This is a genomic window from Burkholderia sp. BCC0506 (assembly GCF_902833145.1).
Taxonomy (GTDB): domain Bacteria; phylum Pseudomonadota; class Gammaproteobacteria; order Burkholderiales; family Burkholderiaceae; genus Burkholderia.
The window spans coordinates 261519-274261 of record NZ_CADFEN010000003.1 but is presented as its reverse complement, the minus strand read 5'-3'; the positions used below and the strand labels follow the sequence as shown (position 1 = coordinate 274261).

At 62.4% G+C, this 12743-nt stretch carries 8 protein-coding genes; 6 read left to right on the top strand and 2 right to left on the bottom strand.

Annotation, left to right across the window (positions count from 1 at the left end):
- The first annotated feature begins 8 nt into the window (after positions 1 to 8).
- The 3 genes from phoU to phoR are packed head-to-tail and all read left to right on the top strand — an operon-like array spanning position 9 to position 2823.
- On the top strand, positions 9 to 713 hold the full coding sequence (gene phoU, locus HWX62_RS08545; RefSeq protein WP_175929478.1) for a phosphate signaling complex protein PhoU: 705 nt from the start codon (positions 9 to 11) through the stop codon (positions 711 to 713).
- 31 nt (positions 714 to 744) lie between these two features.
- Positions 745 to 1446, top strand: coding sequence for a phosphate regulon transcriptional regulator PhoB (gene phoB, locus HWX62_RS08540; protein ID WP_006750313.1), 702 nt, complete (start codon positions 745 to 747; stop codon positions 1444 to 1446).
- A gap of 57 nt (positions 1447 to 1503) precedes the next feature.
- Positions 1504 to 2823 carry a phosphate regulon sensor histidine kinase PhoR gene (gene phoR, locus HWX62_RS08535; RefSeq protein WP_175929477.1) on the top strand — a complete coding sequence of 440 codons (1320 nt, stop codon included), beginning with the start codon at positions 1504 to 1506 and terminating at the stop codon, positions 2821 to 2823.
- A gap of 86 nt (positions 2824 to 2909) precedes the next feature.
- Here phoR and ppk1 read toward each other — a convergent pair whose 3' ends face one another.
- Positions 2910 to 4973, bottom strand: coding sequence for a polyphosphate kinase 1 (gene ppk1, locus HWX62_RS08530; protein WP_175929476.1), 2064 nt, complete (start codon positions 4971 to 4973; stop codon positions 2910 to 2912).
- A 279-nt stretch (positions 4974 to 5252) separates the two neighbouring features.
- Between ppk1 and ppx the strand changes: the two genes are divergently transcribed.
- On the top strand, positions 5253 to 6767 hold the full coding sequence (gene ppx, locus HWX62_RS08525; RefSeq protein WP_175929475.1) for an exopolyphosphatase: 1515 nt from the start codon (positions 5253 to 5255) through the stop codon (positions 6765 to 6767).
- A gap of 120 nt (positions 6768 to 6887) precedes the next feature.
- On the opposite strand, the gene HWX62_RS08520 is transcribed toward ppx, so the two are convergent.
- Complete coding sequence (locus tag HWX62_RS08520) at positions 6888 to 7322, bottom strand: hypothetical protein (protein ID WP_175929474.1); 435 nt, start codon at positions 7320 to 7322, stop codon at positions 6888 to 6890.
- A 464-nt stretch (positions 7323 to 7786) separates the two neighbouring features.
- Between HWX62_RS08520 and tssI the strand changes: the two genes are divergently transcribed.
- Together tssI and HWX62_RS08510 are read left to right on the top strand one after the other, a co-directional pair.
- A complete protein-coding gene (gene tssI / locus HWX62_RS08515) occupies positions 7787 to 10732 on the top strand; it encodes a type VI secretion system tip protein TssI/VgrG (RefSeq protein WP_175929473.1) in 2946 nt (981 codons plus the stop codon).
- A gap of 3 nt (positions 10733 to 10735) precedes the next feature.
- Entirely contained in the window at positions 10736 to 12742 is a 2007-nt protein-coding gene (locus HWX62_RS08510; protein ID WP_175929472.1) for a phosphatidylserine/phosphatidylglycerophosphate/cardiolipin synthase family protein, read from the top strand.
- The last annotated feature ends 1 nt before the right edge of the window (position 12743 follow it).

Here is a 12743-nt window from a genome sequence, read left to right as displayed (position 1 = left end):
CAACAGTCATGTCGGATAAACATCTGTCGAGCCAGTTCGACGCGGACCTGAATGCCGTGTCGTCGAAAGTGCTGGAAATGGGCGGACTCGTGGAGTCGCAGATCGTCGGCGCGATGCACGCGCTGAACGAATTCGACCGCGAGACGGCCGAGAAGGTGATCGCGAACGAAGAGATCCTGAACACGATGGAAGTCGACATCGACCAGGAGTGCGGCAACATCATCGCGCGGAGGCAGCCTGCCGCGCGCGACCTGCGCCTTTTGATGTCGATTTCGAAAACGATTACGAACCTCGAGCGCGCGGGCGACGAGGCCGAGAAGATCGCGAAGCGCGTGCGCCGCCTGGTCGACGAGCCGGCCGCGCGTGCGGTCAACATCGCCGAGATCAAGGTGTCGGGCGAGATGGCCGTGACGATTCTGCGCCGCGCGCTCGACGCGTTTGCGCGCCTCGATACGGTGGCCGCCGCGCAGATCGTCAAGGACGACAAGGAAATCGACCAGGAATTCCGCGCGTTCGTGCGCAAGCTCGTGTCGTACATGCAGGAAGACCCGCGCACGATCTCGGTCGGCCTCGAATATCTGTTCATCGCGAAGGCGATCGAGCGGATCGGCGACCACGCGAAGAACATCGCCGAATTCATCATCTACATCGTGAAGGGCACCGACGTGCGGCACCAGCCGCGCGACACGCTCGATCGCGAAGCCAACAGTTAATCGACTCCGTACAGGAAGAACAGAGGTGCCGATGCCCAGCAACATTCTCGTCGTTGAAGATGAGCCCGCGATTTCCGAACTGATCTCGGTGAATCTCCAGCACGCCGGTCACTGCCCGATCCGCGCGTACAACGCCGAACAGGCGCAGAACCTGATCAGCGACGTGCTGCCCGATCTCGTGCTGCTCGACTGGATGCTGCCGGGCAAGTCCGGTATCGCGTTCGCGCGCGACCTGCGCAATAACGAACGGACCAAGCACATCCCGATCATCATGCTCACCGCCCGCGGCGACGAGCAGGACAAGGTGCTCGGCCTCGAGATCGGCGCGGACGACTACGTGACGAAGCCGTTCTCGCCGAAGGAACTGATGGCGCGCATCAAGGCCGTGCTGCGCCGCCGCGCGCCGCAGCTGACCGAGGACGTCGTGTCGATCAACGGGCTGCGCCTCGACCCGGCCACGCATCGCGTCGCCGCGCACGGCGACGGCAGCGAGATCAAGCTCGATCTCGGGCCGACCGAGTTCCGCCTGCTGCATTTCTTCATGACGCATCCGGAGCGCGTGCACAGCCGCACGCAGTTGCTCGACCAGGTGTGGGGCGACCACGTGTTCGTCGAGGAGCGCACCGTCGACGTCCATATCAAACGATTGCGTGCGGCCTTGAAACCGGCCGGCTGCGATGCGATGATCGAAACCGTGCGCGGCAGCGGCTACCGCCTCGCCAAGCACGCGTAACGTATCCGTGCATGCCGTGTGCCGCGGCATGCCGTTCATTCTTTCGGACGCTGAATCATGAACATCATCTGGGCGCGCTTTCTGGTGTCGCTCGTGCTGCTCGTGCTGATCGGCGTATTGGTCGGCGTCTTCGCCGGCCCGACCGCGGGCCTCGTGTTCGTGGTCGTGATGCTGGTCGCGCAGGGCTTTTTCAGCACCTTCCATACGCAGCGTCTGTGGCGCTTGCTCGATGCCCCGGTCTACGGCGAGGTGCCGAGCGCGCCGGGCATCTGGGGCGAGATCTACTATCGGCTGCACAAGCTCGCGAAGCAGTGGCATGCGCAGGTGCGGCAGGTCGAACAGCAACATTCGCGCTTCATCCAGGCGATCCAGGCGTCGCCGAACGGCGTCGCGATGCTCGACGACCACGACCAGATCGAGTGGTGCAACGCGATCGCCGAAGTCCATTTCGGCCTCGACGCGAAGCGCGACCTGCGCCAGCACATCACGAACCTCGTGCGTCATCCCGATTTCGTCCGCTACCTGAATGCGCAGCATTACGACGAGACGCTCGTGATGCGCGGCATGGGCGACGCGCGGCAGAACGTGCTGGCCGTGCAGGTGTTTCCGTACGGCGAGAACCGCAAGCTGCTGCTCACGCAGGACATCACCGAACTCGAGCGCACCGACGCGATGCGGCGCGACTTCGTCGCGAACGTGTCGCACGAGCTGAAGACGCCGCTCACCGTGCTGTCGGGCTTTCTCGAGACGATGCGCGAGCTGCCGCTGAACGAGGAGGACCGCGCGCGCTATCTCGACATGATGGAGCAGCAGGCATCGCGGATGCGGCACATCGTGACCGACCTGCTGGTGCTCGCGAAGCTGGAAGGCGAGAGCAAGCCGCCGGTCGATCGCGCGATCGACATGCGTGCGGTGTTCGATCATCTGAAGGAGGACGCGCATACGCTGTCGAACGGGCATCACGACATTACGTTCTCGATCGACGAGACGCTCGGTGTGACGGGCGCGCAGACGGAGCTGTTCAGTGCATTCGCGAATCTCGTCACGAACGCGATCCGCTATACGCCGGACGGCGGCAAGATCGTCGTGTCATGGCGGCGCGAGGGCGCGCAGGGCGTGTTTTCCGTCACGGACAGCGGTTTCGGGATTCCGGCCGCCGACCTGCCGCGGCTCACCGAACGCTTCTACCGCGTCGATCGCAGCCGTTCGCGCGATACCGGCGGCACGGGCCTCGGGCTCGCGATCGTCAAGCACGTGCTGCAGCGCCACGATGCGCATCTGTACGTGCAGAGCGAGGAAGGGCGCGGCAGTACGTTCACCGCGCGGTTTCCGGGCTCCCGCATCATCGCGATCCGGCCGGCCGCTTACGAAGCATGATCGCGTAGCGGCCCGGCGTTCGAAAAAAAAGCAGCCCGCGGGCTGCTTTTTTCATGGCGACGCGCGGCTCGCATCGCGCCGATGGCTCACGAGCAGAACTTCGCGAGCAAGCCGAGCTGGGCGTTGCGGACCGTCTTGCCGGCGCGGCGCCGGCGATAGTGACCGTCGCTGTGCATCTGCCACGCCGACTGGTTGTCGCCGAGGCACACCGACAGCCCTTCGGCGATCACGCGCCGCTTGAGCTTGCGGTCGCGGATCGGGAACGCGACTTCGACGCGGCGGAACAGATTGCGGTCCATCCAGTCGGCGCTCGACAGATAGACGTCCTCGGCGCCGCCCGCATGGAAATAGTAGATGCGGTGGTGTTCGAGAAAGCGGCCGACGATCGAGCGCACCGTGATGTTTTCCGACAGCCCCGGCACACCGGGCTTCAGCGCGCAGACGCCGCGCACGATCAGGTCGACCTTGACGCCGGCCTGCGACGCTTCGTACAGCGCGGCGATCACCGACGGCTCGAGCAGTGCGTTCATTTTCGCGACGATGCGCGCGCGCTTGCCGGCCTGCGCATTGTCGATTTCCGCGCGGATCGACTCGATGATGCGCGGATGCAGCGTGAACGGCGACTGCCACAGCTCGTGCAGCGTCAGTTCGCCGCCGATCCCGGTCAGTTGCTGGAACACGTGATGAACGTCCTCGCAGATCTTCTGGTCGGCCGTCATCAGCCCGAAGTCGGTGTAGAGGCGCGCGGTGCGCGGATGGTAGTTGCCGGTGCCGAGGTGCACGTAGCGGCGCAGCGTCGCCTTGCCGGCCTGCACGACGCGCCGCACGATCAGCATCATCTTCGCGTGGCACTTGTGGCCGACCACGCCGTACACGACATGCGCGCCGACGGCCTCGAGCTGCGACGCCCAATTGATGTTGGTTTCCTCGTCGAAGCGCGCGAGCAGCTCGACGACGACGGTCACTTCCTTGCCGTTGCGCGCGGCTTCCATCAGCGCGTCCATCAGCGGCGAGTCGGTGCCGGTGCGGTAGATCGTCTGTTTGATCGCGACGACGCTCGGGTCCTTCGCGGCCTGCTGCAGCAGCTCGAGCACGGGCTGGAAGCTCTCGTACGGGTGGTGCAGCAGGATGTCGCCGGCGTCGATCGCATCGAACATCGTCGGCGCGTTCACGATGACCGCGGGGGTCGATGCGGTAAACGGCGTGAACTTCAGGTCGGGGCGGTCGACGAGATCGGGAATCTGCATCAGGCGCACGAGGTTCACGGACCCGGCCACGCGATAGCAGTCCTTGTCGCCGAGTTCGCTTTCCTCGAGCAGGCGCCGCACGATGTGCAGCGGCGTGTCGGCCGACACTTCGAGGCGTACCGCGTTGCCGAGGTGGCGCGCGGGCAGTTCGCCCTGCAGCGCGACACGCAGGTTGGTGATTTCGTCTTCGTCGACGAACAGCTCGCTGTTGCGCGTGATGCGGAACTGGTTGCAGCTCTTCACGACGAGTTGCGGGAAGAGTTCGCCGACGAAGCGCTGCATGAACGAGCTCAGCAGCACGAAGCCGTGTTCGAAACCCGACAGCGCATGCGGCATGCGCACGACGCGCGGCAGCGCGCGCGGCGCCTGCACGATGCCCATCACGGCCTGGCGGCCGAACGCATCGCGGCCTTCGAGCTCGACGACGAAGTTCAGGCTCTTGTTCAGCACGCGCGGGAACGGGTGGGCCGGATCGAGGCCGATCGGCGTCAGCACGGGCAGCAGCTCGTCGAGGAAGTAGCGTCGTGCCCATTCGAGCTGCTCGTCGTTCCACGTGTCGCTCGCGTGGAAGTAGATGCCTTCCTGTTCGAGCGCCGGCAGCACGGTTTCGTGCAGCATCGTGTACTGTCGATGGACGAGCCGCTGCGCACGTTCGACGACGAGATCGTAAGCGTGCTGCAACGACATGCCGTCGGGCGTCAGCGCGCCGGGGTTGTCGCGGATCTGCTCCTGCAGGCCGGCCATCCGGACTTCGAAGAATTCGTCGAGGTTGCTGCTCGTGATGCAGATGAAGCGCAGGCGCTCGAGCAACGGGACTTGCGGATCGGCCGCTTGGGCCAGCACGCGCTCGTTGAAACCGAGGATGCCGAGTTCACGATTGAGAAGCGGGTAACGGACGGACATCGGCAGAGTAGGCGGTAATTCGGGCGATGATTCGAAAGGACGCTCGGAAACTCTCACGGTACGATGACGTGCTGATGACAGCAATGGTTTTATATCCGGAAATTCTACGCCGTAACGCTTTCGTCGCATAAATGTTTCGGCGATATGGAATCGAGCAGTGTGCATGCCCGTGAAGCGTGGCAATGGCAAGCGTTCCACGCTTAAAATGTCGCCTTTGATTGATCGCTCGCGGCTGCCGGAATGGCTGCCGCGGAAGAACGCGCACGGAGCCCCCTTCAGATGGTTACAACTCCCCACTTGCTGGCTGCCGTGGATCTCGGCTCGAACAGCTTCCGGCTGATCGTCGGGCGCGTCGAGGAAACGCCGGCGGGCAGTCAGATCTATCCCGTCGATGCGCTGCGCGAGCCGGTTCGGCTGGCCGCGGGCCTGTCGAGCGACAAGATGCTCGATCGTGCGTCGCAGGAGCGTGGCTGGGAGGCGCTCAAGCGGTTCGGCGAGCGCCTGCGCGATTTCCATCCCGATCATGTGCGCGCGGTGGCGACCAACACGCTGCGCGTCGCGAAGAACGCCGCCGAATTCCTCGGCGAGGCCGAGGCGGCGCTCGGTTTCCCGATCGAAGTGATCGCGGGCCGCGAAGAGGCGCGTCTCATCTATGCGGGCGCCGCGCACTCGGTGCCGGCGAGCGCCGGCAAGCGGCTCGTCGTCGATATCGGCGGCGGCTCGACCGAATTCATCATCGGCTCGCACTACACGCCGATCGTGATGGAGAGCCTCTATATCGGCTGCGTGAGCCATAGCCGGACCTTCTTCCCGGCCGGCAACGTCGACGAATACACGATGCGGCAGGCCGAACTCGCGGCCAAGCGCGAGATCCAGATCATTTCGAGCGAGTACAAGAAGGCCGGCTGGGACCAGGCGATCGGCTCGTCCGGCACCGCACGTGCGCTCGCGGAGCTCGTCGAGGCGAACGGTTTCAACGATCCGGGCATCACGCACGGCATTTCGCGCGGCGGCCTCGAGCGGCTCAAGCGCGCGCTGATCAAGGCGGAGAACGTCAACCGGCTCAAGCTGATCGCGCTGAAGCCCGACCGCGTGCCGGTGCTCGCGGGCGGCCTCGCGATCATGCTGGCGGTGTTCGAGGAGCTGGGCGTCGACTACGTCGATACGACCGACGGCGCGCTGCGCCTCGGCGTGCTGTACGACCTGCTCGGCCGGACGCAGCACGAGGACATGCGCGCGGTGACCGTCGAGGGTTTCACGCGCCGCTACGGCGTGGATCGTGCGCAGGCCGAGCGGATCGGTGCGCTCGCCGTGCGTTTCTACGACGAGCTCGAGGAAGACGACGAGGAAGCGCGCGCGGAAGGGCGGATGTTCCTCGGCTGGGCGGCCGCATTGCACGAGATCGGCCTGTCGATCTCGCACAGCGCGTATCACAAGCATTCGGCCTATATCGCGAGCAACGCGGACATGCCGGGTTTTTCGCGTACCGACCAGGCGCGGCTCGCCGCGCTCGTGCTCGGCCATGCGGGCAAGCTCGGCAAACTGTCGCAGGCGCGCGAGGTCGAGTGGCCGCTGCTGTTCTGCCTGCGGCTCGCGGCGCTGCTGTGCCGGCGCCGAACCGATGCGGGGCTGCCCGACATTTCCGTTTCGCAGATGAAGAAGGGCGGGTATGAGGTGCGCCTGCCGAACGCGTGGGTCGAGCAGAACCCGTTGACCGACTACAGCCTCAGCCAGGAGGCGGCGGAGTGGGAGAAGGTCGGGATCCCGTATCGCGTGGTTTATACCGGCGCGTGATGGGGCGATAGCGGGCCCGAGACGGCTCCGGGGCTCGCGGTGGATATGCGCAAGAGGCGCCCGTCAGGCGCCGCGCCGCACGATCGTGACGGGCCGCGTAACGGGGTGCCGACGGTCAGCTCAATCGGACGAGCACACGATCGCGGTGAGGAACGGGAACGCCTGCTTGACGGTGGCGTTACTTCCGGCCTTGCGCACGGCTTCCTCCACCGAGCCCTTCGTGCCGCGCACGACGACGCCGTAGGCCCAGTCGCCGATCGGCGTGCCGTCGCCCGGGCGGAAGATCGGGTCGTTCGCCTGGTAGCCGAGCACGACATAGACGCCGAAGCCGTAGGCCGTCAGCGGGCGGTTCGTGCGGAACGCGTTGACCGAGTTCGATTCGACGTGCATCGGCTCCGACTGGATGTCGCCGGCGGCGAGCAGCGGCGCGACGAACTTGTGGCCGGTCGAATGGCAGTCGAGCGCGTCGTCGAGCGCTTTCGCCGATGCGGGGCCGGCGGTGGCGAGCATGAGCAGCGACGCACACAGGGCGGTTTCGAGAATATTGTTTTTCATGCGCGAATGCGGGTTGTTCGTATGCATTATCGCGTGTTCGAGCAAGTTCTGTGCGCGGGGGGCGGGTGGGGACGTGGGTGCGCCCACGCGTTGACCCGGGATCGGGTCGCACCCCCGGGGACCCGCCGATCATGCCCCAACACGAGCCGCCGTACTACTTCGAACGGTCTTGACTTGATCGCCGGGACCTTTCACTGGCCGCATGCCCTTACGTGGAGGGTTAGTAAACCTCACGCCCGAAGCGAAAGTGAAACGAAAGAATGGTGCGATTTCACGTTATTTGGCGAATTATTTGCGGACATATCCGCAAATAATTGTCAAACAATTGTCCGACTAGTTCTGTTCGTGTCACGAATCTGCCTTGTTCCGGATAAAATCACGCGAGCGGCAGTATTCGCGACCGCAGACCGTCCTTGCCTTGCATTTCTGCGACGGTTGAACCTGAGAGACAAGGACAAGAACAGATGGCACTCGGACCGACAGATTCGGGGAATTTGAGATACAGCGACATCTACGAAGCGCTCAACCGGGGCCTCATGCAGCACGGCCGTTTGTTGACGCTGCGCACCCCGTTGGGTGATAACGCGCTTACGCCCGTTCGCGCGAAAGGGTGGTCGAAGATCGGTCGTGACTACCGCTGGACGGTGGATGCAGTTTCCACACGTGACGACATCGAATTGCTCGCACTAATGCATCAGCAGGTGTCGTTGTTTATCCAGCAGCCGGCGGCTCCCGGTTTCGACGCGGAGTATCGGCCGATCCACGGCTTCGTCTATCAGATCAGGCGATTGGGAGCCGATGGCGCGCTTTCGCTTTACCAGATCGAGTTCGCGTCCGCCTTGTTCTTCTTGGGTGAAGGTCGCGACGATTATTACTGGCTGGATTCCGATGCGGTCCAGAGCATTAGCACTGTCTTCGACAAATACCCTCAACTGCGCGGGCGTTATCGATTCAATCTCGGTAGTCAGCCAACTACCCGCACGTATACGCGGCAAAGCGAATCGGACCTGAACTTGGTCCATCGGCTTTTGGAAGATGAGGGCTGGTACTTCTATTGGGAGCATGCGCCGGTCAAGGATAGCGAGCCACCGAAGACAACGCTCGTGATCGTGGACAGCATCTCGGCGCTACCAGAGGCTCATGATGTTGCGTATTCCCGAAGCAATACAGGCGATGAAATCAATGGCTTGACGCAATGGGTGATGCAACAGACGGCCCAGCCGATGGAGTTCAGGTCTACCTCTTTCGATCAGGATCGACCGGGTTCGAGCTTCGCGACCGGGAGCTTGATGGAAACGACGACTTACACCGTCCAGCATTACCGCGACAAGGAAATCCTCAGTATTCCGGGCGTCCCGGCGACAGTGTACGAACCGACGACGTTGGGCTACCCCGACTCCGACAGTGGTGCTCGCCGCGCACAGATTCGAACGCAGGCGTGGGATGCGATGGCCCGTCGTTTTATCGGCGTCGGCGGGGTGCGCTGGCTCGATGCAGGTTCGCGGTTCGTTCTGAATGACCATCCTCGTCACGATACCCCCGATTCGAAGGACCGAGAGTTTCTGTCGGTCGATATGCATTGGTTCATCCTGAACAACGTGCCGTTCGCCCGGCAGTCAGAAGCGTTTCCGTTCAGCCTGCAATCGGAGTTCGACCGCGTTCAGGCGGAATACGAGCAGGCGTCGGTATCCCGACCTCGTGCCAACGATGGTTCGGTGGGCTTTTTCTTGATGAAGATGGAAGCGCAGCGCGCGGATGTTGTGTACCGCAGTCCGCTCGAGCATAAGAAGCCGGCAATGCAAGTTGAACACCTGCTGGTCGGCGCACCGGACGGCGAAGAAGCGTGGACGAACAAGAACAACGAGATACGTGGCCGGTTCGCATGGGACCGGCAGAGCAAGCCGGACGACTACAACACATCGCCGTGGTTGCGGGTCATGCAGGGCGATACGGGCGACGGCTATGGTGCAGTTCACGTGCCACGCAAGGGCGAATGGGTCGCGGTCGGTTACTGGCAAGGGGATTGTGATCGCCCCTTCGTGATGGGGCGCTTGCCTGGTGGAACCACGCAGCAGCCGTGGCATTCGGACGTACTGAAATCGGGCCAACAGTCGCGCGGCTTCGGCAATACCGGTGCCTACAACGCCCTGATCCACGACGATTCCACGCATCAGGGCGGGCAGCGCCTGACGAGCTATACCGGCGGAACCTACCACCTGTTTCATCAGGGGTACTTGATCGATCAGACGGGCAACACGCGAGGCGGGTATCGCGGGATTGGCTACAAACTTCATACCGACGCATTCGGTGCCATGCGCGCGAATCAGGGGATGGCGATTAGCACGCAGCACAAGTCTCCGGACGCCGAACAACTGGACGTGCGGGAAGCACGCCAGCAACTGGCCCGTGCGGGGAATTTGGTCGATTCGTTGTCGGAAGCCAGCAAGGGGCATCAGGCGGCGGACCTCAAGACCGGTCACGATGCGTTGAAGCATTTCACTGACGCACTCGAATTGCCGCAGACGCCCGAGACCAAGGGCGGTCGCACGGGAGGTGGCGGCACGGGCACCGCGAACGCCTTCAAGGAACCCGTGATGCTGCTGGACAGCCCGGCCGGAATTGCCGCGTCGACGCAGCAGTCGGTGCATCTCGCGGCGGACCAGCTCATCAACCTCGTCAGCGGTCAGACCACGACCGTCGCGTCGGGACAGTCGTTGATCGTTGCGGCGCTCAACTTGATCAGCATCTTTGCGCAGAACGGCGGGATGAAGGCAATCGCCGGTAAAGGCAACATCGATATTCAGGCGCACGCCGGCGTGATCGATTTGGCAGCTCAACTTGCATTGCACATCCGGTCCGTAACGGACGTGATCGAAGTCGCCTCCGGTAAGGAAATCCGGATTCTGTGCGGTGGCGCGATCGTCCAGATCAATCAGGACGGCAGCATCAATATCCATTCGCCGGGCAAGATCGACTTCAAGGCCGCAAGCTATTCGTTTGCTGGCCCCGCACGGGTCGATATAACGAACCCGGCGTTCAAGGATTCGCCAGTCCAGAAGCTGTCGCTGAACATGTTCGCGTCGCCTTCTTCTACCGGCGCTGTCCCGGCCGGCATGCCTTATAAACTGTATGCCGATGGTGCATTGGTCGAGCAGGGTGTATTCGATCGGTCCGGACAGTTGCCAATCGACCATCACGTTGCGACGCAAAAATACACGCTTGAACTCGCAAACGGCGATCGGCACGACATCCCCGTGCCTGGCGAATACCGCGACGCGGCGAACGGGGCCCTCGCGAACCGGGGTATCCATTTCCATGAGGGGCAGCCGGACGGCGATGCTTCAGCGGTAGACCGTGCGGCACACCGGCAGATGTATGCCGATCTGCTCAATCCCTCTTCGGAAGCATAGTTCATGGCAAACAACTCACCCGCTTCGGATGTCTTTGTCGCAACGACGCCCATCGCGCTGAACCGCACAAACAGCGGAACCGTCACCTTCCGCTGGTTCGTGCAAAAGACCGAATACAGCCCCGCTGCCGCGACCTTTCGTCCGCTTGTGAATGGCGAGGAAGCATTCGGTCACGTATACGAGCAGATTGCGAAGGCGCGACACTCCATCGATATCATCTGCTGGGGTTTCCAGCCCTCAATGATGTTCAAGCGTGACGGCCAAGGGATCGGCATTGGGGAATTGCTGCGCCAGAAGGGCGAAGCTGGCGTCAAGGTGCGATTGTTGGTCTGGCGTGATCCCGCGTTTGTGTCGGAACTCAGCGAGAACAATATGCCCGGCAACGACATCGCTACGGATGTTAAGCAACGGTTGCCGGATTCCGCCTATGAAAAGTTCTCGATGATGTCGCGCGACTACCAAACCGATCAGCAACGCAAGATCGACGAGGAATGGTACCGGCGCGCGAACCTGCACAATGTTACGCTCAACTTACCGGCAGGGCCGCGTGATGTGTATATTGCGGCCAAGGGCGCGTTGTACCAAAAGGAAGCATTCAAAAACATCGACTTCGCGACACGCGGTTTCAGCGCAGTCAATCGTGCCGAAATCGCGTGGCATACGTTCTGGCATGGAAAGGATCGGGACCGCGATGTGATGACGCGCGCGCAGAACAGTGCATCAATGGGACTGGCCGAGCCGACGCATCATCAGAAGATGGTACTCGTCGATTACGAAGACCCGGAGAACGCGCGTGGCTTCGTCATGGGGCATAACATGCTCGACCAGTACTGGGACACGAACGACCATAGCTACGTGCGCAAGACGCCGACGACAGGCCGAAATGGGCTTTCGCCGTGGCAGGATATTTCGGCGTGGGTCACGGGGCCAACGTTGCGCTACCTGAACGACAATTTCTGTCAGGCATGGGACGATGCGACCGGTCAGGCGCTGGCGGAGAAACGCAAGGGGCTGCACACGCGACTGAAGGTCAGAGTCGATCCCGGTGGCGACACGCCGGTCATGTCGCAGATACTGCGCACGCAATCGCAGAAGGGGAAGCGCGACATTGAGACGCTGTATCTTCAAGCTGTCAATAACGTGACGCAGCATGTCTTCATCGAAAACCAGTATTTCCGATGGGTGCCGCTCGCAGAGAAGATCAAGACAGTGGCGGCGCAGCAACTGAAGTGGGGGCGAGATTCCGGCAAGCACGGCATGGTGTATCTGTTCGTCATCACGAACTCCACCGACGCAGCGGTGAGTACGGGAACGCTTAACACGTATCGGATGCTTGATGCATTGGGACAGGCGAAATCGATGCCGGGCGTGGGAGCGATCTTGCAGGAAAGCGATCGCCAATCTGACCTGAGAAAGCAATTTGCTGACGTGGTGAGCAAACAGCAGGACGCGGGGCAGGAATACCTCGGCGCGCTTCAGATGCAGGGCATGGCGAATACGCCAGCGACCACGCAGGCCGTCGCGCAGGCTAAGCAGAAGGTCGATCAACTGAAGGCGCAGCGAGCCGGGATCGAATCGGAAATGAAGGGGCCGGTGCACCCGGTGATGAACCGTGAATATCCGGGGCTCAAAGTGCATGTCTGTACGCTGGTTGCGCCGGATTCGCCGCCGGGAAAATGGGAGCCGGTGTACGTACATGCCAAGCTGATGACGGTTGACGACACGTTCACCACCATCGGATCGGCGAACATCAACACGCGAAGCATGGAAGCGGACAGCGAACTGAACATCTGCCACGAACACGGCGATGTGACGAAGCGATTGAGGCAACAGTTGTGGAATCTGCACACTGGTGGGAAGGGGGCACAGGATGATCCTCAAGAGGCGTATAAGAACTGGGAGCTTCTGATCAACAACAACGCCGATTTTCAGAGGGCTGGCAACCAGTCCCCTGCTGCCTCGCTAGTCGGCTTTATGCGTACTTCGAACAAGATTACCCGTTCTGACTGAT